The sequence below is a fragment of the Pseudomonas sp. 9.1(2019) genome (genome assembly GCF_009910445.1).
In the GTDB taxonomy this organism is placed as follows: Bacteria; Pseudomonadota; Gammaproteobacteria; order Pseudomonadales; family Pseudomonadaceae; genus Aquipseudomonas; species Aquipseudomonas paraversuta.
In genome coordinates this window covers 493492-517927 of sequence record NZ_VBWF01000006.1, presented here as the reverse complement: position 1 = coordinate 517927, position 24436 = coordinate 493492, and the positions used below count along the sequence as shown (strand labels likewise).

Sequence of the window (24436 nt, the reverse complement as noted above, 5' to 3'; positions counted from 1 at the left end):
TGCTGATTCGGTTGCCCGGGGCCAGTGAAGCCGCCCGGCAAGAGGGGCTTAAAGGGGTTTGATCCGCCAGATGCCGAACGGCTGATGCCAGGGCTCGATGCGCATCCATTGGGTTTTGCCATACCAGGTCCAGCGATGGCCGTTCATCAAATCTTCCCCCGAGGTCCAGGCGTCATCGGCCAGGCCCATTTCCCACAACGGCAACTCGAAATGAGCTTCCTGGGCGTTATGGGGATCGAGACTGATAGCCACCAGCACAAAATTGCTGCCATCGGCGCTGCGTTTGCCGAAGTACAAAATGTTGTCATTCCAGGCGTTGTACAGGGTCAGGCCCAGGTGGCTGTGCAAGGCCGGGTTCTGGCGGCGGATGCGATTGAGCTGGGCAATTTCGGCCACGATATTGCCCGGCGCACTGAAATCACGGGGGCGGATCTGATACTTCTCCGAGTCCAGATATTCCTCTTTGCCCGGCACCGCCGCCGACTCGCAAAGCTCGAAGCCGCTGTACATGCCCCACAGGCCCGAGCCCATGGTTGCCAACGCGGCCCTGATCAAAAAGCCGGGGCGCCCCGAGTCATGCAGGAAGCCGGGGTTGATGTCCGGGGTATTGACAAAGAAGTTGGGCCGGAAGCACTCCCGCAACGGGCTTTGATTCAGCTCAGTGAAATAGGCTGCCAGCTCGGCCTTGGTGTTGCGCCAGGTGAAATAGGTGTAGCTCTGGGTGTAACCGACCTTGCCCAGGCGCGCCATCATGGCCGGGGTGGTGAACGCCTCGGCGAGGAACATCACCTCGGGGTTCTGGGCACGTACATCCGCGATCAGCCATTGCCAGAACGGCAGAGGCTTGGTGTGCGGGTTGTCGACGCGGAAGATTTTTACCCCCTCGTCCACCCAGCCCAGCACGATGTCGCGCAACTCCAGCCACAGGCCGGGAATCGCATCCGGGGCATAGAAATCGACATTGACGATGTCCTGATACTTTTTCGGCGGGTTTTCCGCGTAGCGAATGCTGCCGTCGGGGCGCCAGTTAAACCATCCGGGGTGCTGCTTGAGCCACGGGTGGTCCTGAGAACACTGAATGGCAAAATCCAGAGCGATTTCCAGACCGTGGTCCGCGGCAGCGGCCACCAGGCGCCGGAAGTCGTCACGGCTGCCCAGTTGCGGATGGATCGCGTCATGCCCTCCCTCTTCGCTGCCGATGGCATAGGGGCTGCCCGGATCGTCCGGCCCGGCCTGCAACGCGTTATTGGGGCCCTTGCGATGTCGGCGGCCAATGGGATGGATCGGCGGGAAATACAGCACGTCAAAGCCCATGTCGTGAATCATCGGCAGGCGCTGGTGTACATCATTGAAAGTGCCGTGGCGGGCAGGATCGTCAGTGACCGAACGGGGGAACAGCTCGTACCAGCTGGCGAACTGCGCCAATGACCGTTCAACCTCCACCGGGTACTCGGGGCTCAGGCTCAAATACGCGTGGTTTTGTGTCTCGGCCATCAATTGCGCACTGTGTTCGTGCATGAACAGCGCCACCTGCTCGGTCTCCAGCAGACCAGACAGTTGCCCGAGCAACGCCTGCAACTGTTCGCGCCGTTCACCCTGACTGAGCTCGATGGCGTGCTGTACCAGAATCCGCCCTTCCTGCAACTCCAGACTGACGGCAATGCCTGCCTGATGCTTTTTCTCCAGCTCATGGCAAAAGCTGGCATAGCGATCAATCCAGGCCTCGATGCAAAACAGATAGCGCCCCACTTCGGGCACCGGGAACTGTGCGTTCCAGCTGTCATTGCCTAAAAAATGCATAGGCGTTGCCGACCAGTGCGCGGAACTGGCCAGACGCCAGTGCAGCATGACCGCCAGCTGCTCGTGACCGTCAACAAACACTTTGCTGAGCACGTCGACCTGCTGCCCCGCAGTCGCCTTGACCGCGAACTCACCGTTTTCGAGCACCGGGGACGTGGCTTCAATAACAATGCGCGGCAACAGCAATGCCTGGGATAACGGCAACGTCACAGTGGAATCAGGGTCTTGCGGGAAATCAGCAGTCATCGAGCAGCACTCCTCACGCCCGCAGACGTTTATGGGTGGTCGTATCAAAGCCATTCCCGGCATCGATCACCGGGCACCTGGTTGGGAGCGGGGGAAAGAATTAAAAGTTCAGACTAATTGCCGATACTCCGTTGGTCATTGGCCGGGGAACCGAGCGGCCTTCAATGAGGTCGACCGGCTGTAATCCTTTCCATGCAGCAATGAGGCCATGTCCATGAATATCCCCATTCCCGCAGAAACCCCCGATCCCAATATTGACGACCCGGTGTTACCGCCCGGTGATGCCGAGCCGGTTCCGGAAGAAGATCCGCCGCTCAAGGACCCCGACCCGATTGGCGATCCCCCCTGCGAAGATGCGCCGATGAGAATCTGATGCCCGTCTTGAGCGCTGTTTGACCTGCCCGGTCGCTGACGGTTGCGATCGGGGCCGCAGCGGGCGCAACCCGCAGCCGATGACCGCCAATCCATTCGATCGAACCTGGCCGGTTTTCCACGCACTAACGTTTAACCCCCATAAAAGGACCACGCTGATGACTATCACAATCGATGCCGACAAAAGCTGCTGGTATGAATCACCCGAAGGCTCGGAGCACTCCCCGGCCGAGCGGGTAGAAGTCATCACAGACCACGCCTCGAGAATGTGCATGGCGCTGATGAACGGCCTGCGCATTGCCATTACCTCGGACGAAGCCGAAGCCCTGGTTGCGGCGGGCGCCAAGGACAGCCGCGAGTTGCTGCGGGCCGGGGGCAGTGAGTCGATTATCTGAAGCTGCAGGACTGATGAGCCCCAGCATGGGCTCATCCTGGGTGATTCGGTGATTTAATTGACCCCGATCAGGATTACCCGCCGGCGCCTGGGTTAAAGGCGCCCGGCCCCTGCTGCACGTGGCCGCGACCAGGGTGCAGCAAGTTGTCGCAGGTCACCCTGAAAACACATCTGATCCGGTTTTTAATCAAATAACTGAGTCTGTTATGCAAACAGTTCGCAGGGGATAGTGCTCAGGCCTGATGGAGGCTGATGAGCGAAAGACCATGAGCGAACAAATTCCCGTCCAGATACTTGAAACATTCGAGGCTTCGCGACCCCGGGCCGCAAAAAATAAAAGCCGCTCCAGCGACAACCTGATCCACACCCGCAGTTTCACCGGTCTGTTCCGAACCTTGCGCATAGTCGGTGCCGGCTTTCTGTTTTTGCTGTTCTTTGGCACGGTCTGGCTCAATTGGGACGGTCGACAAGCCGTCCTCTGGGACCTGTCCGAAAGCAAGTTCCATATTTTCGGGGCGACGTTCTGGCCGCAGGATTTCATCCTGTTGTCGGCGTTGCTGATCATTGCCGCCTTCGGCCTGTTTGCGATCACGGTATTCGCTGGCCGGGTGTGGTGTGGTTACACCTGCCCGCAAAGTACCTGGACCTGGCTGTTTATGTGGTGCGAGAAGATCACCGAAGGTGACAGGAATCAGCGCATAAAACTCCAGGCCGCACCCTGGCGCCTGAACAAGATCCTGCGCCGCACTGCCAAGCACGCGCTGTGGATGGCAATCAGCGTGATGACGGCGCTGACCTTTGTCGGTTATTTCACCCCGATCCGGCCCCTGGCCACTGAGCTGCTGACCCTGGAAATGGCCGGCATCAGTCTGTTCTGGGTGCTGTTTTTCACCGGCGCCACCTATATCAATGCCGGCTGGCTGCGGGAGGCGGTGTGCATGCACATGTGCCCTTACGCGCGGTTCCAGAGCGTGATGTTCGACAAGGACACCCTCGCCATTTCCTATGACGTGAACCGTGGCGAAAGCCGCGGCCCGCGCAAACGCGGGGTCGAACCGGCGCAGGCAGGTCTGGGCGATTGCATCGACTGCCAGATGTGCGTGCAGGTCTGCCCCACCGGCATCGACATTCGCGATGGCCTGCAGATGGAATGCATCGGCTGCGCGGCCTGTATCGACGCCTGCGATACGGTGATGGACAAAATGGGCTACGCCCGCGGGCTGGTGCGCTACACCTCCGAACACCAGTTACAGGGCGGCACCACCCATTTGCTGCGCCCGCGCCTGATTGGCTACGCAGCGGTGCTGGTGCTGATGATCGGGGCCCTGGTGGTGGCGCTTGACCAGCGCTCAATGGTGTCACTGGATGTGATCAAGGACCGGGGGCTGTTTCGCGAAAACAGTCAGGGCCAGATCGAGAACATCTACAGCCTCAAAATCATCAACAAGACCCAGGAGCCGCAGCATTACCGGGTATCGCTGCAAGACAACCAGGACTTCCGCCTGCAGGGCAAGACCGAGCTGACCCTGGCCCCCGGCGAAATTGTCGATGTACCGGTATCGGTCGCGCTGTTGGCCGAACGCCCGAAAAGCAGTTCGCAAACCATCGGGTTTGTGGTCACCGACACAGATCAACCGAGCGTACGCAGTGTGGCCAAAAGCCGTTTTGTGGCACCGTTGAATCGATAAACGATAAATCCCTGTGGCAGCGGGCGTGCTCGCGATAGCATCAGCACGGTCAATCAGACTGACCGGGGTGAGCCATCGCGAGCACGCTCGCTCCTGCAGGATTAGCCGAGCCTTATTAATGAAACGCTACGAAAAATTCGCCGACGATATTGCTGAACTGATTCGCAGCGGGGTGCTCGGCCCCGGCCAGCGCGTGCCTTCGGTACGTTATGCCAGCCAGACCTACGGGGTTAGCCCCTCCACCGTGTTTCAAGCCTATTACCTGCTGGAACGTCGTGGCCTGATCCGGGCCAAGCCGCGTTCCGGCTACTTCGTCAACGTGCATGCGCCGAGTCCGTTTTCCGAGCCGGTATTCAGCAGCCATGTAACCGAGTCCACCGAAGTGGATGTCAGTGCTCTGGTGTTCTCGGTGCTGGACTCGATGAAAGACCCGCACACCGTGCCCTTCGGTTCGGCGTTCCCCAGCCCGACCTTATTCCCGCTACAGCGGCTGGCCCGCTCCATGGCCACCGCCAGCCGTGAAATGGACCCGCGCATGGTGGTCACCGACATGTCCCCGGGCAACCCGCAACTGCGGCGCCAGATTGCCCTGAGGTATATGGTCGGGGGGCTGATGCTGCCCATGGAAGAGCTGCTGATCACCAATGGTGCCCTGGAAGCCTTGAACCTGTGCCTGCAGGCCGTCACCGAGCCCGGCGACCTGGTGGCCATCGAAGCGCCGGCGTTCTATGCCTGCCTGCAAGTGCTGGAGCGGCTCAAACTCAAAGCCGTGGAAATCCCGGTGCATCCCCGTGACGGCATCGACCTGGGGGTGCTGGCGCAAACCCTGGAGCGCCATCCGATCAAGGCGGTGTGGTGCATGACCAGTTTTCAGAACCCGATTGGCGCGACCATGCCCGAGGCCAAAAAACAGGCGCTGGTGGAACTGTTGCGCGGCCACCAGGTGCCGTTGATTGAAGATGACGTGTACGCCGAGTTGTATTACGGCCAGCACGCGCCCAAACCGGCCAAGGCCTTTGATAGCGAAGGGTTGGTGATGCATTGCGGCTCGTTTGCCAAAAGCCTGGCCCCGGGCTATCGCATCGGCTGGGTGGCGGCGGGTCGATATGCGCAGAAAATAGAGCGTCTCAAACTGATGACCTCGCTGTGCGCCTCGATGCCGGCCCAGGCCGCGATTGCCGACTACCTGCAACATGGCGGCTACGATCGCCACCTGCGCAAACTGCGCTATGCCCTGGAAGAACAACAGAGCGCGATGCTGGCGGCGATAGCCCGCTACTTCCCGGCGCAAACCCGGGTCAGCCAGCCGTCGGGCGGGTATTTCTTGTGGCTGGAACTGCCCGAGCAAATGGACTCTCTCAAGTTGTTCCAGATGGCCTTGGCCCAAGGCATAAGCATTGCCCCGGGGCCCATTTTTTCGGCCACCCAGCGCTTTCGCAACTGCATCCGCCTGAACTACGGCAGCCCGTGGAACGAAGCCAGTGAAAAGGCCATGGAGACCCTGGGCAAGATCGTCCGCTCATTCTAAAGCCCCCGCAACACCTGTAGGAGCGAGCTTGCTCGCGAGCTTTTCGGCGAAAATCGCAACAGCTCGCGAGCAAGCTCGCTCCTACAGGTCGTGGGGTGTCAGTGAAATCGTATCCCGCAGCACACGAGCTTTTCGGCGCAATTCGCAACGGCTCGCGAGACAAGCTCCCTCCTACAGGTGTGCGGGGTGTCAGTGAAATCGTATCCCCCAGTACGCCTCCCCCCCTCTGTAGGAGCGAGCTTGCCTCGCGAGCTTTTCAGCGCAATTCGCAACAGCTCGCTCCTGCAGAGGCTGTGGGTCCGGGGATCTCAGCCCGGCATGCAGGTGAAGTCCGCGGTGTGCGCCACTTCCTTGCCGTGGGAGTCCACCAGCGTCGCGCTGACTTCAGGCCCCAGGCTCGACTCGATCAGTTGGTAACGCTCTCCGGCCTTGAATTGCCGGTAATTGACCTTGCCCTGGCAATCGACCTGGTTTTCATCACCGGTGGCCCCCTCAAACAAGGTCACGTCCAGCCGGTGAGCGCCAGGGGTGACTTCAAAATAGCGACCATCATTGATGTTCTTGCCGTCTACCCGCTCGGCCATCAGGTCACTGTTGCCCTCTTCCTTAAGACCGATCCAGGCTTCACCCGGGTCTTGTTTGGGCATCGGTCCGGCACAGGCCGACAGCAACAACACCAGGCCCAGGGACGGAACCAGCAACAGCGGTTTAAGAGTCATCGCAAGTACGCCTCGCACAAAGTTGAAAAAGGGACGACAGACTGACCCGTCGAACAGGCCTCAAGCTTGCGACTCAGCGTGTGTTGCGCCAAATGAATGAAAGTGAAGGGATTTTCAGCTCTTTCCTAAAGGATCCTTCACCTGGCTGAAAGCGGATCGTTAAGATCCGGCGGTAAGACTGCCGAGGTTTGCAATTCCACTCCTCGGAGGTTCAGGCATGCTCGGGCTGGTAAAGACCGCACTGCACAAGCCCTACACGTTTATCGTGCTGGCGATTTTCATCTGCATCATCGGGCCGCTGGCAGCTCTGCGCACGCCCACTGATGTATTTCCCGACATTGGTATTCCGGTGGTCGCCGTCGTCTGGCAATACACCGGCCTGGCACCGGCAGATATGGCCGGCCGGGTGATTTACACCTACGAGCGCTCGCTCAGTACCACGGTCAACGACATCGAACACATCGAGTCGCAGTCTTTGCCCGGCATGGGCATCGTGAAGATTTTCTTCCAGCCCGGCGTCGATATCCGCACCGCCAATGCCCAGGTGACTGCGGTATCTCAAACCGTACTCAAACAGATGCCGCCGGGGATCACCCCGCCGCTGATTCTGAACTACAGCGCCTCCACGGTACCGATCCTGCAATTGGCGTTTTCCAGCCCCACGCTCTCGGAAGCCAAAATCCGCGATCTGGTGCAGAACAACATCCGCCTGCCCCTGAGCTCACTGCCCGGTCTGGCCATGCCGACTCCCATGGGCGGTAAACAGCGGCAGATCACCCTCGACCTCGACCCCCAGGCTCTGGCAGCCAAGGGCTTGTCGGCCCAGGACGTGGGCAACGCACTGGCGGCGCAGAACCAGATCATCCCGGTGGGCACCGCCAAGCTCGGCACCTATGAATACACGGTGTTGCTCAACAACAGCCCCAAAGCCATCGACGAACTCAATGACTTGCCGATCAAGACCGTCAATGGCGCCCTGATTACCATCGGCCAGGTGGCCCACGTGCGTGACGGTTCGCCGCCACAAACCAACATCGTGCGGGTGGACGGGCAACGGGCAGTACTGATGCCGGCCTTGAAGAACGGCAATATCTCGACCCTGTCGATTGTCGACGGCATCCGCTCGATGCTGCCGCGAATCAACGAAACCTTGCCACCTTCACTCAAGACATCCCTGCTGGGCGATGCTTCGGTATTCGTCAAACAGTCGGTGGGCAGTGTGGCCCAGGAAGGGATCATCGCCGCCCTGCTCACCAGCGCGATGATTCTGCTGTTCCTCGGCAGCTGGCGCTCGACCCTGATCATTGCCGTGTCGATCCCGCTGGCGGTGCTCTCGGCCATTGCCCTGCTGGCCCTCAGCGGGCAAACCCTGAACGTCATGACCCTAGGGGGGCTGGCGTTGGCGGTGGGGATTCTGGTGGACGATGCCACGGTGACCATCGAGAACATCAACTGGCACCTTGAACAAGGCAAGTCGGTACGTGATGCGATTCTCGATGGCGCCAGGCAGATCGTCGGCCCGGCATTCGTTTCGCTGCTGTGTATCTGCATCGTGTTTGTGCCGATGTTCATGTTGCAGGGAATTGCCGGCTACCTGTTCCGGCCGATGGCGCTGTCGGTGATTTTCGCCATGGGCTCGTCCTTCATTCTGTCGCGCACCCTGGTGCCAACCCTGGCGATGTTCCTGCTCAAACCCCATGTTGCGGAGCAAGGCCCGGGCCATCACCCCGAAGATGGCTACATCAACCATCACGAGGGCGACCGGCACACCCCACAACATTGCGCAGCGGTGCGGGCGCTGCTGAGTTTTCAGCAAGGGTTCGAACGGCGCTTCTCGGCCGTGCGCGATGGGTACTACGGCGTGCTGAAATTGGCTTTGGCCCATCGCAAAGGCTTTTTGTCCGGTTTCATGGCCTGTGTGCTGGCGTCGTTCGTGTTGCTGCCGAGTCTGGGCCAGGACTTCTTCCCGGCCACCGATGCCGGGGCACTGGCCCTGCATGTGCGCCTGCCGCTGGGTACGCGCATTGAAGAAAGCGCGGCGGCCTTCGACCGGATCGAATCGCGCATTCGTGAAATCATCCCCGCCGACCAGCTGGACACCATCATCGACAACATCGGGATTCCGTTGAGCGGCATCGACATGGCCTACAGCAGCAGCGGCACCATCGGCCCCCAGGATGGCGATATTCAAGTCACCCTCAAAGCCGACCACAGCCCGACCGCCGACTATGTGAAACGCTTGCGTGAAGCCCTGCCCGAGAGTTTCCCCGGCAGCCAGTTTGCCTTTATGCCGGCCGATATCAGCACCCAGATCCTCAACTTCGGTGCTCCGGCTGCGCTGGACGTGAAAGTCTCCGGCCGCGACGACGCCGCCAATCGCACCTATGCCCTGGAGCTGCAACGGCGCCTGCAACATGTGCCGGGGATAGCCGATCTGCGGATTCAGCAATCGGTCGGCTACCCGTCCCTGCAAGTCAAGGTTGACCGGCTACGGGCCAATGGCCTGGGGATCACCGAACGTGACGTTACCAACAGCATGGTGGCCTCACTGGCGGGCAGTTCCCAGGTGGCACCGACTTTCTGGCTCAACCCGCAGAACGGCGTGTCTTACGGGGTAGTGGCCGCAACCCCGCAATACCGGCTGGACAGCCTGCCCTCGCTGGAAGCCTTGCCGGTCACCGGCAGCAGCGGCCAGTCACAAATCCTTGGCGGACTGGCAACCATCACCCGGGGCGAGAGCCCGGCGGTGGTCACCCATTACAACATCGAGCCAACCCTGGATCTGTACGCCAACATTCAGGGCCGCGATTTGGGCTCGGTGGCCGCCGATGTGCAAAAAGTGATTGATGGCGCCTCGGACCTGCGTCCCAAAGGCGCCACCATCACCCTGCACGGCCAGATCGACGCGCTGCATGAAGCCTTCAGCGGTTTGAGCCTGGGCCTGCTGGGGGCGGTGGTGCTGATCTACCTGCTGATCGTGGTCAACTTCCAGTCGTGGCTGGACCCGTTCGTGATCATCACCGCTCTACCCGCCGCCCTGGCCGGGATCGTCTGGATGCTGTTCCTCAGTGGCACCTCCTTGTCGGTGCCGGCCCTGACCGGGGCCATCCTGTGCATGGGGGTGGCCACTGCCAACTCGATTCTGGTGGTGAGTTTCTGCCGCGAGCGCCTGGCGGAACATGGCGACGCCCTCAAGGCTGCGCTCGAAGCGGGCTACACCCGGTTCCGGCCGGTGTGCATGACTGCCCTGGCAATGATGATCGGCATGCTGCCGCTGGCCCTCTCCGAAGAACAGAACGCCCCGCTGGGCCGCGCTGTGATTGGCGGCCTGATGCTGGCCACTGTTGCCACTTTGTTGTTCGTGCCCGTGGTGTTCAGCCTGGTGCACGGTCGTGAAAAAAATCGCTCTGCAGCTGGAGAAACCACCCATGTCGTCTGATCCAAAACCTTCGCCCAAGCGCTTGATGTACCTGGGTATCGGTGGCCTGACCCTGGCCGCGTTGCTGGTGGCCAATGGTCTGGCGGCCCGCAGCCGCCACGGGCATGAGGTTGCCAACTGGACCGAAGTCGCCGCCCTGCCAGTGGTCAGCGTGTTCCAGCCGCTGCAGAACGCCCATGGCGACACCCTGCGTTTGCCCGCGCATCTGGAAGCCTGGAGCAAGGCCTCGATCCATGCCCGGGTCAGCGGCTACCTGAAAAGCTGGCACAGCGATATTGGCAGCAAGGTCACCGCCGGACAGGTGCTGGCGGTCATTGATAGCCCCGACCTGGATCAGCAACTGGCGCAGACCCGGGCCCACATGCTGCAAGAGCAGGCCAATGCCAGACTGGCTGCCACCACCGCGTCGCGCTGGCAAAACCTGCTGGCCAGCCACTCGGTCTCACGCCAGGAGGCGGACGAGAAAACCTCCAACGCTGCCGCCGCCAGGGCCAGTGCCCAGGCCGCCGAAGCTGACTACGCGCGCCTGTCCAGCCTGGAAGACTACAAGACCATTCGCGCGCCCTTTGCCGGGACCATCACCGCGCGCCATACCGACATCGGCCAACTGATCAAGGCCGATACCGACAGCGACACCGAGCTGTTCGACATCGCCGATACCCATCAGCTGCGCCTGTACGTGCCGGTGCCACAGAACTACGCCAGCGTGATTCGTCCGGGCATGCCGGTGCAGCTCAGCGTGCCGGAGCATCCGGGGCAGACTTTCAGCGCGAAATTGATCGGCAATTCGGCCGCCATTGATCAGCACTCGGGCACCCTGATGGCACAGTTTGTCGCGCCAAACCCCGGCGATGTGCTGATGCCCGGGGATTACGCCGAGGCGACCCTGGCGATCCCGCCCGACACCCATGGCGTCAGCATTCCGGCCAGTGCCTTGATCTTCCGTGCCCAGGGCACCCAGGTGGCGGTGCTCGACAGCGCCCGGCATGTGCACATGCAAAACATCCATATCGGCCTGGATCTGGGTGACCGGCTGGTGATTGATCAAGGGCTCAAACCTGCCGATACCGTGATCGACAACCCGCCCGACGCCCTGCGCGAAGGTGACCCGGTGAAACTTGCCGATGCAGGAGCCACCCATGCAGCCAAAGCTTAAACGCGGCGCCCTGTTGCTGGCCCTGGCGTTGCAGGGCTGCTCGCTGGCACCGGCCTACAAGCCGCCGCAACTGGACCTGCCACAGCACTATCGCGAACAGAGCAGCGACAACCCGTGGCACAGCGCGCAACCGGCCGATCAACTGTCACCCCAGTGGTGGCGGCTGTATCACGACGAGCGCCTGAATGCACTGCAGCAGCGCCTGCTCAAGACCAACCCGGACCTGGCGGCAGCCCTGGCCCATTACCAGGGTGCCCAGGCCTATGCCAGCCAGCTGCATGCCGGGCTATTGCCGCAGATAACCGCCAGCGGGCAACCGCTGCGCCAGCGCCAGTCGGACAGTCGGCCTCTGCGCGGTTCCGACCAGCCTGCGGTATACAACAGCAATACCACAGGCTTTGCGCTGAATTTCGATCTCGACCTGTGGGGTAAAATCCGCAACCAGGTGGCGGCGGGCGATGCCCGGGCTCAGGCCTCGGCAGATGACCTGGCCGTGGCTCGCCTGAGCTTGCAGCGCCAGCTTGCCAGCCTGTATGTGCAGCTTGACGGGCTGGATGCGCAGCAGCGCATTCTCTCCAGTTCGCTGGATGATTACAGCCAGGCCCTGCAACTGACCCGCGCCCGCTATCAGGGGCAGATTTCATCCGAGCTTGACCTGACCCGCGCCCAGAGCCAGCTGGCCGAAGCCGAGGCCCAACTGGACGATGTGCGCGGCCAGCGCAACCTCACCGAACACGCCATTGGCGAACTGCTGGGCGAACCGGCCAGCAACTTTGAATTGCCGGCCGGCAAGCAGACCCTGAGCCTGCCGGCGCAACCGGGCGCCTTGCCCAGCACCCTGTTGCAGCGCCGGCCCGATATCGCCGCGGCGGAACGGCGGATGTTTGCCGCCAATGCGCAAATCGGCGTGGCCAAAGCCGCCTGGTACCCTGACTTCAGCCTGACCGGACTACTGGGCGGGCAAACCCAGGGCAGCGGTAATTTACTGGCCGCGAGCAATCGTTTCTGGGCCTTGGGGCCGCTGGTCAACCTGCCGATTTTTGATGGCGGGCGACTGAATGCCGAGGAGCGCCAGGCCAGGTCCGAATTCGAAGAAGCCTCGGCACACTACCGCAGCCAGGTGCTGCATGCGGTGCGCGAGGTCGAAGACAACCTGGCGCAGTTGCGCGACCTGAGGCAGCAAGGTCTGGACCAACAGGCGGCGGCCAATGCCGCCGAGCACACCCGGGCGCTGGCCACCAACAGTTATGAAGCCGGAGCCGTGAGCTACCTGGATGTAGTCACGGCGCAGACCGCGGCGTTGCAGGCCCAGCGCGCGGTACAAGCCCTGCGCACCCGGCAGTTGCAGGCCAGTGTGGGATTGTTGACCGCACTGGGAGGGGGCTGGGCAGGCTGAGCCTGCGCTCGACGACGCAGTCGGCGTAACAGCCCACGGCCCTGTCCACAGACCTTGATCAGAACAACCCGGAGGTCGGGGGTGGGGTGCCTTTGAGTTGCCAGGCCCCCACCGCCGCGGCTTTCCACTGCCGGGGGTTGTGGTTGGCCACAGTGCGGGCATTGCGCCAGTGCCGGTCAAGGTTGTGCGCCCGCCCCGTGGTCGAGGCCCCGCCCACGTCGAATACCAGCTCCGCCGCCTTGAGCGCAGACTCCGCAGCTATATATTGCGCCTGCGCCACGTCCACCGCCGCCCGGTCTACCAACAGCGGATCAAGATCCCCTGCCCACGCCCGGTCTATGGCCTCAGCCGCACGCAGCACCACCGCCTCGGCCGTGAAAGCCCGGGCCGAGATGTCCCCCACGCTCAGCTCCACGTAAGGGTCGTCCACCGAACGGTTGGCGCTGCTGTGCTTGATCGGCCGCGCATGCTCATTGGCAAACGCCACCGCATCATTCAAGGCATTGCGCGCAATACCCGCCTGCACCGCCGCCAGGAACAATTGCAAAAATGGCGTGACGATGGTGCGCTTGCCCTCCTCCACGGTCCGGGTGCGAATCTCTTGCGCCAGCACCTGTACGTTGTTCAGGCGGGTAGTACCGCTGGCCGTCAGGCGCTGGCCCATGGAGTCAAAATCGTCCAGCAGCTCAAGCCCCTGACGGTTACGCGGCAAGATGAACGACACCGGCTGATCGTTTTCGTCCAGCGCCACCGCGCTGACCCAGTCGGCATACAACGAACCGGTGCTGTAGTACTTGTTGCCCGTGGCCCGGTAATGCTCGCCGTCACGCACTATCCGGGCGCTGATCGAGCCGTTGGCGCCACCGACTTCCCAGCCCGCATTGCCGATCACCGCGCCCTGCAGGTAGCGCTCGAACCAGCGTTCGCGCTCGCCTTCGGCATCATCCGCCCGGGACGCCAGCAACCCTTCGACAAAACCGAAGCCGGGACGCAATGCCTGGGCAACGTTGGAGTCCACCGCCGCGATACGGATCAATAAACCGATGACCTCTTTCACCGAGCCGCCACTGCCGCCATAGCGGACCGGAATTCTGGCGCTAAAAAAGCCGGCTTTGGCAATCTGCGCCACCGCCTCAAACGGCAGCAGCCGGTCGCGTTCGCGCAACGCCGCGCCCTGGCCGATCTCCGGCAACAGGCGGTCGGCACGGGCATTGAGTTCTGCCACCGTAGCAACGGGACGTTCGGTTACAGCAAACAGCTTACTCATGGCAGTTCCTTGGGTTGATGACGCTTAAATGGCGATTTTCCAAAGCTGTGATTCATCAAACAGCCACGCGCTGTTCTCTGCTTCCAGCGGCGGCACCACCAGTTGCACCTGGGCACCGGGCAGACGCGGTACGGCCCCCAGCAGGCGACGGGTGTATTCATGCTGCGGGTTGTCAAACAGCGCCTCGACTGGGGCGCTTTCCACGACCTTGCCGTGACGCATCACCAGCACTTCGTCGCTGACATGGCGGATCACCCCCAGGTCGTGGGAAATAAACAGATACGCCAGCCCCAGGCTGGCCTGCAGGTCCGCCAGCAGGTCGAGCACCTGGGCCTGTACCGATACGTCCAGGGCCGATACCGGTTCATCGCAGATAATCACTTTCGGGTTGCTGGCAATGGCCCGGGCGATCGCCACCCGCTGGCGCTGACCACCCGACAATTGCAACGGGCGGCGGGTGGCCAGGTCGGCCGGCAAGCGCACCTGCTCCAGCAACTGGCGGATGCGCACAGCCTGTTGCCCGGCCTCGAACCCTGCTACATCCAGGGCGTCGGCAAGGATTCGGGCAACACTCCAGCGCGGGTCGAACGAGCTGAGGGGGTCCTGATAAATGACGCTGATATCCCGTCGATGCAGGCGCCGCTGTTTTTCCGTGACCCGCTGGCTGCCCGCCGCCGTCCACGGCTGACCGAGAAACTCGACCCGTCCCGCATCCGGTTCCAGCAGGCCCAGCACCATGCGTGCGACAGTGGTCTTGCCCGAGCCGGACTCGCCGACGATGCCCAGAGTACGCCCGGCCCGCAGTTCAAAACTGACGCCATCAACCACTTGCCGCGATTGATGATCGGGGCCGACATAAGCCTTGCCCAGCCCGCTGGCCCTGAGCAGCAACGGCGAGTCAGCCGCCGGACGGGGCTGCCCGCCCACTGCCGGCTGCCCCGGCGACAGGCGCGTACCCCGCGCATGTTCGGCAGGTACCGCATCCAGCAAGGCGCGGGTGTAAGGGTGGCGCGGGTTGCGCAACACCTGCTGCATTGGCCCCTGCTCCACCGTTACGCCGTGGCGCAGCACCAGCACTTCATCCGCCAGCTGCGCCACCACCGCAAGGTCATGGCTGATGATCAGCAACGAGTCGCCGCGGGCCTTGATTTCCTGCAGCACTTCAAGGATCTGCGCCTGCACCGTGGCATCCAGTGCGGTGGTCGGTTCATCGGCGATTACCAGCCCCGGACTCAGCGCCAGCGCACTGGCAATCAGCGCCCGCTGACGCAGGCCACCGGACAGTTGATCGGGACGTTGCCGGGCGCGCAACCGGGGCTGCGGCACTCCGACTTTATCCAGCAACTCGATCACCCGCTCGGCGCGGCTGCGACGATCGCCCCAGTTGTGGGCCTTGAGCACTTCAAGGATTTCCTTGCCCACTGGCCGCAAGGGGTCAAGGGACACCAGCGCATCCTGCAGCACGAAACCGATGCCCTTGCCCCGCAGTCGACGCCAGCCGCGCTCGGACAACCCCAGCAGATCCTGCCCGCCATAACTCAGAGTGCGCGCAGTCACCCGCGCACCGGCGCCCGCCAGGCCAATCAGGCTGCGGGCAGTCACGCTCTTGCCGGAACCGGACTCACCGACCAGGGCCAGGGTCTTGCCCGGGGCCAGGGTAAACGACAGGTTGTGCACCACGGTCTGGCCGTCGAATTCGATGGAGAGGCCTTCAACGATCAAGTGTTTGTCACTCATGACAGGCGTCCCTCCAGACGTTGTTGCAGATAGCGGCCCGCGACCGTGGTCGAGAGCGTGGTCAGTACGATGAACAGCCCGGGGAAGAAGGTCAGCCACCAGGCATTGGCGACAAAGTCACGCCCCATCGACAGCATGGTCCCCCACTCCGGCGCGGGCGGCGGCGCACCCAGCCCCAGAAAGCTCAGGGCCGAGGCCCAGACAATGGCCTGACCGACGCCCATGGTCAGGGTCACGATCAGTGGGCGCATGGCATTGGGCAACAGCTGGCGCAGGATGATCCGCCGTGTCGGATGCCCCAGGGCCACGGCGGCTTCGATGTAGCCGGCGTTACGCACCGCCAGTACTTGACCGCGCACCATGCGCGCATAGCCCGGTGCCCCGCCCAGCCCGGTGGCGACGATCAACGGACCGACGCCACTGCCAAAGATCGCCACGAACAGCAGCGCCAGCACCAGACTGGGGAAGGCAAACAGAATCTCCAGCAGCCAGCCGACACCGCGATCCAGATAGGCGCCGCCCAGGCCACCCAGCAAACCCAGGACAATCGCAATGCCCATGGCCAATGCCGTGGCGGCCAGGCCGATGAACAAGGACTGGCGGGTGCCGTAGATAACCCGCGAGAAAATATCCCGCCCCGATTGATCGGTGCCGAACCAGTGCGCCCAGCCCGGCGGGTGAAAGGCATCGTGGGGAACAATCGCCAATGGATCGCTGTGGGCAAACAGTTGCGGCGCCAGCGCCGCGATGATCAGAAAGGCCAGGAAGGTTACGGCCAGCAAGGGGCCGGGACGCAGCCGGGACGCTGTGCGCTGAACCCGGACAGCGGGCAGCGTGGTTTCGAAAGTCAGTTCACTCATGCTGTTTTCCCCTGTTGCCGGGGATCGATCCACAGGTACAGCAGATCGATCACAATGTTGGCCAGCACATAGACGGCGGCCACCGCCAGACTGATGCCGATGGTCAGCGGCAAGTCCTGCGCCTGCACTGCCTGATACAACTGGCGGCCCAGGCCCTTGCGCGAAAAGATCACTTCAATCACCACCGCGCCGCTGATCAGCGCGCCGATGGCCCAGCCAGACAATGAAATACCGGGCAACACCGCATGGCGCAGGGCGTGCTTGAAGCGCACGGCGGTGTCGCTCAGACCCCGGGTGCGGGCAGTCAGGACAAAGGGTTGTTCCAGTGTCAGTTCAAGGGATTCACGGGTGACCTGGGCGATAAAACCGGCCAGCGGAATGGCCAGTGCCACCGCCGGCAATACCAGGGTGCGCCAGCCATCGCTACCGGCCGGGGGGAACCAGCGCAGGCCGAAGGCGAACACCGCCAGCAGCAAAATACCCAGCCAGAAGTGCGGCAAGGCAGCGGCCAGGGTTTCGGCCAGCGAGGCCAGACTGGACACCCAGCGGCCACGGCCGGCGGTGAGCACGGTCAGCGCCAGGACCAGCAGCCAGGCCAGCGCCAGGGCGCTGAAGGTAAGCTGCAAGGTCGCCCAGGATTGCTCGGCGAGCACCTGCGTGACCGGTAAGTGCTGGGAGTAGGACATCCCCAGGTCGCCTTGCAACAGACGCCCCAGGTACAGCGCATATTGAACCGCCAACGGCTTGTCCAGACCAAACTCACGGGTGGCTTGAGCAATGGTCTCTGCGGTCGGGTTGCCACTGGCGCCGCCAAGAATGGCCAGCACCGGATCACCCGGCATCAGGTGCAAGGCGAAGAAGGTCAGGGTCGCGACGGCCCACAGCACCAGCACCCCGCCTGCCAGACGCCATGTTGCACGACGGGCCAGCCGGGCCAGACGTTCGTGCCGCGCATTGGAGTATGTGATTGCGCTCATTGGTTTACCCCTCTCATTTGTTCACCCAGGCGTCATACAGGTAAGTCACCGCCAGCGAAGGCTCCAGACGCACGCCCTGGGTGGTCTTGTAGATCCCCAGACGCGAACTTTGCGGGTAGGTGGTCAGTTGCAGGTATTGCTGCGAAGCAATCTGCTGGGTCTGGTAGTACAGGGCTCGACGCTGCTCGGGGTCCTGGGTGGCCAGGGCTTGCTGGTTGATTGCGTCGAACTGCGGGCTGGCGAACCCTGCGGTGTTCTGGTGGTAGCCACCGACGCCTGCCGGCTGCACGAACTCCGAGCCGAACACAATCCGCAGCACGTCTGCGCTGTTGGTGTTCCAGTAGCCCACCCGGATGTCGTAGTCCCAGTCGGCCTGACGCTGGGTGGCCTGGACATCGCTCATCTGCTCCACCAGCAACTCGAACCCGGCCTTGCGTGTGGTGGCCTGGACCTGCTCCCACAGCGTCAGTTCCGAGGGTGGCGTGCGGTTGCCAATCACCACATGCACCTGCAGGCGCTTGCCGTCACGGGTGCGATAACCCTCGGCGTCGCGCCCGGTCCAGCCACTTTCATCCAGCAGCTGCGCGGCCCGGCCCTGATCGTAATCCTGGGCATGTTCGAAGTCCGGACTGTAAAAGCGCGTGGCCGAACTCAGCGCGCCACCGGCCCGGGGGAATTCATTGAAGTACACGCTTTTCAGCGCGCCCTCGACATCGGCGCTGCGCACAAAGGCTTCACGCACCTTCAGGTTATCGAAGGGTGCGCGGGTGATATTCAGCGTGCCGTTGGTGGGGTTGCCCGGACGCAGGGCGACCAGCATGGTCAGGTCCGGATTGCGCCGCGCCGCCTCATGGGACTCGGGCGGCAGCGCCTCGATCACGTCGACCTCGCCTGCCTGCAACGAGGCAAAACGCACCGATGGCTCCTGGATGAACTTCCACACAATGCGCTCCAGCCATGCCGGGCCCTGATGCCTGGCGGTGGGTGGCGCCCAGTTGTAATCCGGGTTGCGTACCAGTTCGACCTGGCTCTGGCGGTCCCATTTGACGATCTTGAACGGGCCGCTGCCCACCGGGCTTTCACAGTTCTGGTCACGGGAGCGCAGCAATGCCGTCGGCGATTCAATGCCCAGAAAGCCTTGGGCCAGCACCTCCAGAAACGCGGCATAGGGTGTGGCCAGATGCACCACTGCCGTGTAGTCATCGAGCACCTCGGTGCTGCGGTACTGGCGGATATAACCACCGGCGGTACTGGACTGGGTTTTCGGATTGGCCATGTGGTCCAGGTTGGCCTTGACCGCTGCCGCGTTGAACGGCGTGCCGTCGGTGAAGTGCACGTCATTGCGCAGATGGAAGGTGTACACCAGGCCGTCGGCCGACACCTCCCAGCCCTTGGCCAGCCACGGACCTATTTGCCCCTGCTCGTCCATCGATACCAGCGAGTCGAGATACTGCTGGCCGATAAACACCTGAGGCATGTCCCCGCTGACATGGGGGTCCAGGCAAGTGGGTTCGCGGTCAGTGGCGTACACCAGCGTGCCGCCGCTGACCGGCTTGTCACTGCGCGCGACCGTGGAGGTATCCGGGCCGCAGCCGACCAGCAGACTGCACAGTGCAGCAAAACCGATGAGGGGTGTGCGTTTGAGCAGCGACCTGGATCGTCTGCCTTGATATCGCAGATGGGGTGAGCGTTCGAGCATGGGGCTTACTGCCTAAAGTCCGGGAACAGGGCTATTGCACAAGGCATGCCGGGTTTTTCGGCTAGTAAACAGGGGTAATGCGCGGGGGGATGCGGGGTAAAAACCAACACTGTGTGCGGTCACTGTTGGTGGGCCAACAGTTGCCGGACGTCACCTGCGGCAACGGCCAGGAAAAGCCTATATCTCTTGTGCAGTCGCTGACGACGCACGAGGCTGCGATAAGGGCCGCAGGCCCGTCATCCATGGGGCCTGCGGCGCTGTCCATCGCAGGTGCCGTACTTCTAAGGCGCCGGGTTGGGTGTGCGCTGATGGACAGCCTCGATCTGGGCCAGGATGTCTGGATCGAGGGTCAGGTGCAGCGCGCCGAGGTTTTCGCGCAACTGGGCCAGGCTGGTCTGGCCGGTCAGTGCACTGGCCACAAAAGGTTTGTTGATGACGTAAGCCAGGGCCAGTTGCGCCGGGCTCAGGTTGTGTTGTCTGGCGATCTCCAGGTAGCCATTGACGGCCTGGTCCACCGCCGGGCCGTCATAGCGGTTGAAGGTGCGGTACACCGCTGCCAGGCGCGAGCCCTCGGGACGCGCACCGCCCAGGTATTTGCCGGTCAGCGAACCGAAGGCCAGGGGCGAATACGCCAGCAGCCCTACGCCTTCGCGATGGCTGAACTCCGAGAGCCCGCCCTCATACAGGCGGCTGAGCAAGCTGTAGGGGTTTTGCACGCTGACAATACGCGGCAAGCCCAGACGCTCGCTCTGCTTGATGAACTCGGCCACACCCCAGGGGGTTTCATTGGACACGCCAATGTGGCGGATCTTGCCGGCCTTGACCTGCTCGGCCAGCACCGACAGGGTTTCTTCAATGGCCACGCTCTGGTTGTCTTCGGCATAGGGGTATTCACGCTGGCCGAAAAAATTGGTCGCCCGGTCCGGCCAGTGCAGTTGATAGAGGTCCAGATAGTCGGTGTTCAGACGCTTGAGACTGCCGTCCAGCGCTTCGACAATATTGCGCCGGTCGTGCCGGGTCAGGCCGTCACGAATGTGCAACTGCCCGCCGGGTTCACGGGCCGGGCCGGCAATTTTACTCGCCAGGACCACATCGTCGCGACGGCCGCTGCGGGCCAGCCAGCTGCCGATGTAGCGTTCAGTGGTGCGCCAGGTATCGGCATGGGTCGGGGTGGGATACATCTCGGCGGTGTCGATCAGATTGACGCCTTCAGCCAGCGCCAGCTCTATCTGTTGGTGGGCATCGCTTTCGCTGTTTTGATGGCCCCAGGTCATGGTCCCAAGCCCGATGACGCTGACCTTGATGTCACTTCTGCCCAGTTGGCGATAACGCATGGGTAATCCTTTGATTGAGGTTTAAAACGCAGGCGGATCCTTGCAGCTAGCATGCCACGTAGCACAAGCCCGTGTCCCCGGGCCCAATGAACGCCCAGGATGGTTGAAGGCCGGACAGATAGCTTTTTAAACATCAACAGCTCGCGAGCAAGCTCGCTCCTACGGAGGAGCGGCGGGATATTCAGGACAACCGCTACCACCCTGTGGGAGCTGGCTTGCCAGCGATGGCGGTGAGTCAGTCAATGCATCCGGCAATGACATCGCGCCATCGCGAGGCAAGCTCGCTCCTACGGTGGGGTGGGTGGGATGCAACCGCTACCACCCTGTGGGAGCTGGCTTGCCAGCGATGGCGGTGGGTCAGTCTATGCATCCGGCAATGACATCGCGCCATCGCGAGGCAAGCTCGCTCCTACGGTGGGGTGGGTGGGATGCAACCACTACCACCCTGTGGGAGCTGGCTTGCCAGCGATGGCGGTGGGTCGGTCTATGCATCCGGCGCTGACATTGCTCTATCGCGAGGCAAGCTCGCTCCTACGGTGGGTAACCCGCCAGCATTGAAGCCACCCCGACCATACAGGCCAGCAACGAAACTCCTGTCACCGTGGCAACCGCCAGCACCCCGGGGGCTGTCACCGGGGTGCCATTGAGCAGAGGACGATGGCGGCACGCGCCATACACCAACGTGGCGGATGAGTTCGCGGATGACCGGCAATTTGCCGCGACCCTGGCCCGCGGCCTGGAGATCCTGCATTGCTTTACCCCGCGGGACACGCAACTGGGCAATGCCGAACTGGCGTCACGCACCGGTATGGCGAAAGCGACGATCTCGCGTTTCACCTACACCCTGGTGCGCCTGGGCTATTTGCGGATCAATCGGCTGAACAATAAATACCAGTTGGGTTCGGCTGTTTTATCCCTGGGCTATCCGTTGCTCGCCAGCCTCAACATCCGGCAAATCGCCCGGCCTTTCATGAAAGAGATGGCCGATCATATTCGCGGTTCGGTTTCCCTTGGCATGCGTGACCGGCTCAGCGTGGTGTATCTGGAGAGCAGCCGCAGTGCGGCGCCCATGAGCCATCCACCGGATGTTGGCTTGAGCTATCCGATTGTGCGCACGGCCATGGGGCGGGCATTGATTGCTGCCTCTTCACGGGAAGAGCGCACGGCATTGCTCAACGAAATCAAAGTCAAAACCCCTGACGACTGGAAGATGTTCCAGACCCGCATCGAAGAGAGTGTGCAGGAATATAACCAGCGCGGATTTTGCGTGTCCTATGGTGATCTGCGGCGTGAGATCCATGCGGTTGCGGTGCCGATGCGGCCCATGCCGGATGGCGAAATCCTGGTATTCAACTGCGGGGTTTCGGCCTTTATGTTGAATGAGGGGCAACTTAAAAACGATATCGGGCCAAGGCTGGTATCGATGGTGCGCAGCATCGAGGGCATGCTGGGGATTTACTGATCGGGGCTTGAGGTCGCTGACCAGGCACGAGGCGGCGATGAACTGCGCAGCAGTCCCCGCAACTGAGGGCCCTGGGGCCCTTATCACAGCCTGGTTCATGGTCAGCGACTACACAATCCGCGCATTTTGTAGCCGTTGGCGCAGGCTGCGTCCGGTCACGCAGCGATTATCATCGGGGAGCTACGATAAGTCTGGCAATTGCCGCTGACCTTCGGGAAAGCCGTGGTTACGGGCGCTGAATACAATCCACAGTCCCGCCAGCAACAGCACCAGCAATACCCAGGGAAAGATGCCAACCCCGACCTGATCCAGCAACACGCCACCGGTCAGTGCGCCGATCGCGATGGCGCTGTTCCAGACCACCACGTTCAATGACAGCGCAACATCGGCGCCCTCGCCTGCAGAGTCCGCCAATGCGGTTTGCAGCAAGGTGGCAGCACCGCCAAACGATAAGCCCCACACCAGCACGCCGGTGTATATCACCGCCACTGATTGAGCAAAAAAACCAAATACCAGCGCGATCGCAGCGAATGTTCCAAGGCTTGCCAGCACCGCTTTGCGCAAGTGCCGATCCACCAGCCTGCCGGTGAGCCAGATCCCCACCAGCGCCGCAAGACCGAATACCAGCAGCACGATATCGACGTCATTGCCCAGACCTGCCGGCGCCACGAAAGGTGCGATGTAGGTGTAGAGAATGTTGTGCGCCAGCATCCAGGTCATCACCACCCCAAGCACGGAGCGCACCCCCGGCGTCAGCAGCACCTGCCGCAGACCGGTGCGCTGCGATGCCGACTGCCCCGGATAATCGGGCACCTTGACCAGAACCCAGACCATCAGCACCAGGGTCAGACCCGACATCAGGCCAAAGGCCGTGCGCCAGCCCACCATTGCCCCCAACCATGTGCCCAGCGGCACGCCGAGCGAGAGCGCGATCGGCGTGCCGACCATGGCCACTGCCATCGCCCGCCCCTGCAGGTGCGGTGCCACCATGCGCCGGGCATACCCCGCCAGCAGGCTCCAGGCCAGACCTGCAGAAGCACCGGCAAAAAAGCGCGCAACCAGGGTCACGCCATAGCTGGAAGACCAGGCGGTAATCGAGTTGAACAGCAAAAAGCCGACAATCGTCAACAGCAGCACATTGCGCCTACGCCAGCCCTGGGTAGCAATGGTCAGCGGGATGGCGGCCAGCAGGGATCCCAGCGCATACACCGTGACCATCTGCCCTGCCAGTGAAGATGAAACCTGCAGACCGCTGCTGATTTGTGCCAGCAAACCCGCTGGCAAGGTCTCGGTCACGATACAAATGAAGCCGGTCATGGCCAGCGCGAGCAGTGCCCCCATGGGTAATCGTTCAGTGTTGTGTTGTGCTGCCGCCATCGCTTGTTCCAGCCTTGTTAGTTATGTATCGATGAGTACATATGTAGTCACGGGAAAGATTAATGGTCAACGACTTTTGTATCGAATAGTATTTAAGTCCTGTTACCGAGGAGACTCCAATGGCACAGATGGGACGCCCGCGTACGTTTGACCGGGATGCGGCAATCACCCAGGCCATGCACCTGTTCTGGGAGCACGGCTACGACTCGACTTCACTCAGCCAACTCAAGGCGAGCATCGGCTCTGGCATCTCCGCGCCCAGTTTTTACGCGGCCTTCGGCTCCAAGGAAGCCTTGTTCAAGGAAGTCATGGAGCGCTACCTGAACACCCATGGCCAGGTCACCGAATGCCTGTTTGACCTGCAGTTGCCTGCCCGCGAGGCAATTGAAAGAACATTGCGTGGTTCCGCCAGAATGCAATGCGAGGATGGCCACCCCCGGGGTTGTCTGGTGGCGTTGGGACTTATGAGTGCCAGCTCGGCTGAAGCCATCGCCATTTGCGCCCCGCTCGCCGCAGCCCGGGCGCGCAACCGGGCCGGGTTTGTTGCCTGTGTGGAGCGCGGCATTGCCTCGGGCGAGTTGCTGGCACAAACCAGTCCCGTCGCCCTGGCCACGGTGTTTGAAAGCTTTTTGCTGGGGCTTACAACCCTGGCCAGAGATGGCGTAGCCCATGGCGTGATGGAGGCTGCCATTACTCAGGTAATGAGCGCCTGGGATGCCATGCGCAGCGACACGGCGGATTGAAAGGGCTCGCTCATCTCTGGCCCGGACACCCTGTAGGAGCGAGCTTGCTCGCGAGCTTTTCAGTGCGGTATTTCGAATCGCCAACAGCTCGCGAGCAAGCTCGCTCCTACGGTGGGGTGGGTGGGATGCAACCGCTACCACCCTGTGGGAGCTGGCTTGCCAGCGATGGCGGTGAGTCAGTCTATGCATCCGGCGCTGACATTGCTCTATCGCGAGGCAAGCTCGCTCCTACAGGGCCTGGT

18 protein-coding genes are annotated in these 24436 nt (G+C 62.2%); 9 read left to right on the top strand and 9 right to left on the bottom strand.

What is annotated here, in order from left to right:
- Positions 1–48: 48 nt before the first annotated feature.
- A complete protein-coding gene (locus tag FEZ21_RS12135; RefSeq protein ID WP_160627219.1) occupies positions 49–2046 on the bottom strand; it encodes an alpha-1,4-glucan--maltose-1-phosphate maltosyltransferase in 1998 nt (665 codons plus the stop codon).
- A gap of 214 nt (positions 2047–2260) precedes the next feature.
- On the opposite strand from FEZ21_RS12135, the gene FEZ21_RS22485 reads away from it, so the two are divergent.
- The 4 genes from FEZ21_RS22485 (at position 2261) to mapR (ending at position 6028) form a co-directional block, all read left to right on the top strand.
- On the top strand, positions 2261–2419 hold the full coding sequence (locus FEZ21_RS22485; RefSeq protein ID WP_165439661.1) for a hypothetical protein: 159 nt from the start codon (positions 2261–2263) through the stop codon (positions 2417–2419).
- A 157-nt stretch (positions 2420–2576) separates the two neighbouring features.
- Entirely contained in the window at positions 2577–2813 is a 237-nt protein-coding gene (locus FEZ21_RS12130) for a DUF3203 family protein (protein WP_003447543.1), read from the top strand.
- 265 nt (positions 2814–3078) lie between these two features.
- Positions 3079–4500, top strand: coding sequence for a cytochrome c oxidase accessory protein CcoG (ccoG, locus tag FEZ21_RS12125; RefSeq protein ID WP_003447541.1), 1422 nt, complete (start codon positions 3079–3081; stop codon positions 4498–4500).
- Positions 4501–4618: 118 nt separating this feature from the next.
- Positions 4619–6028 carry a GntR family transcriptional regulator MpaR gene (mapR, locus tag FEZ21_RS12120; RefSeq protein ID WP_003447539.1) on the top strand — a complete coding sequence of 470 codons (1410 nt, stop codon included), beginning with the start codon at positions 4619–4621 and terminating at the stop codon, positions 6026–6028.
- Between the two features lie 308 nt (positions 6029–6336).
- On the opposite strand, the gene FEZ21_RS12115 is transcribed toward mapR, so the two are convergent.
- Positions 6337–6747: a hypothetical protein gene (locus FEZ21_RS12115; protein WP_003447536.1), complete on the bottom strand. Its 411-nt coding sequence runs from the start codon at positions 6745–6747 to the stop codon at positions 6337–6339.
- A gap of 217 nt (positions 6748–6964) precedes the next feature.
- Between FEZ21_RS12115 and FEZ21_RS12110 the strand changes: the two genes are divergently transcribed.
- From FEZ21_RS12110 to FEZ21_RS12100, 3 genes are read left to right on the top strand one after another with little or no spacing between them, the layout of a single operon-like run.
- On the top strand, positions 6965–10186 hold the full coding sequence (locus tag FEZ21_RS12110; RefSeq protein WP_160627217.1) for an efflux RND transporter permease subunit: 3222 nt from the start codon (positions 6965–6967) through the stop codon (positions 10184–10186).
- On the top strand, positions 10176–11342 hold the full coding sequence (locus FEZ21_RS12105; protein WP_160627216.1) for an efflux RND transporter periplasmic adaptor subunit: 1167 nt from the start codon (positions 10176–10178) through the stop codon (positions 11340–11342). Before FEZ21_RS12110 ends, FEZ21_RS12105 begins: the two co-directional genes overlap by 11 nt.
- Positions 11326–12738, top strand: coding sequence for an efflux transporter outer membrane subunit (locus FEZ21_RS12100; protein ID WP_160627214.1), 1413 nt, complete (start codon positions 11326–11328; stop codon positions 12736–12738). The genes FEZ21_RS12105 and FEZ21_RS12100 overlap by 17 nt, the downstream gene beginning before the upstream one ends.
- Before the next feature lie 58 nt (positions 12739–12796).
- Here the strand turns inward: FEZ21_RS12100 and FEZ21_RS12095 are convergent, their stop codons facing one another.
- The 6 genes from FEZ21_RS12095 to FEZ21_RS12070 all read right to left on the bottom strand — a co-directional run bounded on the left by FEZ21_RS12095 (position 12797) and on the right by FEZ21_RS12070 (position 20612).
- Positions 12797–14005: an acyl-CoA dehydrogenase family protein gene (locus FEZ21_RS12095; RefSeq protein ID WP_127196730.1), complete on the bottom strand. Its 1209-nt coding sequence runs from the start codon at positions 14003–14005 to the stop codon at positions 12797–12799.
- A gap of 24 nt (positions 14006–14029) precedes the next feature.
- Positions 14030–15742, bottom strand: coding sequence for an ABC transporter ATP-binding protein (locus FEZ21_RS12090; protein ID WP_127196731.1), 1713 nt, complete (start codon positions 15740–15742; stop codon positions 14030–14032).
- Positions 15739–16602 carry an ABC transporter permease gene (locus FEZ21_RS12085; RefSeq protein WP_003447523.1) on the bottom strand — a complete coding sequence of 288 codons (864 nt, stop codon included), beginning with the start codon at positions 16600–16602 and terminating at the stop codon, positions 15739–15741. Before FEZ21_RS12085 ends, FEZ21_RS12090 begins: the two co-directional genes overlap by 4 nt.
- On the bottom strand, positions 16599–17579 hold the full coding sequence (locus FEZ21_RS12080; RefSeq protein WP_003447522.1) for an ABC transporter permease: 981 nt from the start codon (positions 17577–17579) through the stop codon (positions 16599–16601). Before FEZ21_RS12080 ends, FEZ21_RS12085 begins: the two co-directional genes overlap by 4 nt.
- Positions 17580–17592: 13 nt before the next feature.
- Positions 17593–19278, bottom strand: coding sequence for an ABC transporter substrate-binding protein (locus FEZ21_RS12075; RefSeq protein ID WP_160627212.1), 1686 nt, complete (start codon positions 19276–19278; stop codon positions 17593–17595).
- A 281-nt stretch (positions 19279–19559) separates the two neighbouring features.
- Positions 19560–20612 carry an NADP(H)-dependent aldo-keto reductase gene (locus tag FEZ21_RS12070; protein WP_003447519.1) on the bottom strand — a complete coding sequence of 351 codons (1053 nt, stop codon included), beginning with the start codon at positions 20610–20612 and terminating at the stop codon, positions 19560–19562.
- Between the two features lie 601 nt (positions 20613–21213).
- Here FEZ21_RS12070 and FEZ21_RS12065 point away from each other — a divergent pair.
- Positions 21214–22074, top strand: coding sequence for an IclR family transcriptional regulator (locus tag FEZ21_RS12065; RefSeq protein ID WP_238143955.1), 861 nt, complete (start codon positions 21214–21216; stop codon positions 22072–22074).
- 180 nt (positions 22075–22254) lie between these two features.
- Here the strand turns inward: FEZ21_RS12065 and FEZ21_RS12060 are convergent, their stop codons facing one another.
- Positions 22255–23451 (bottom strand): MFS transporter, encoded by a 1197-nt coding sequence (locus FEZ21_RS12060; protein ID WP_010656113.1) that lies wholly within the window; start codon positions 23449–23451, stop codon positions 22255–22257.
- A gap of 119 nt (positions 23452–23570) precedes the next feature.
- Between FEZ21_RS12060 and FEZ21_RS12055 the strand changes: the two genes are divergently transcribed.
- Positions 23571–24194, top strand: coding sequence for a TetR/AcrR family transcriptional regulator (locus tag FEZ21_RS12055; protein WP_010656114.1), 624 nt, complete (start codon positions 23571–23573; stop codon positions 24192–24194).
- The last annotated feature ends 242 nt before the right edge of the window (positions 24195–24436 follow it).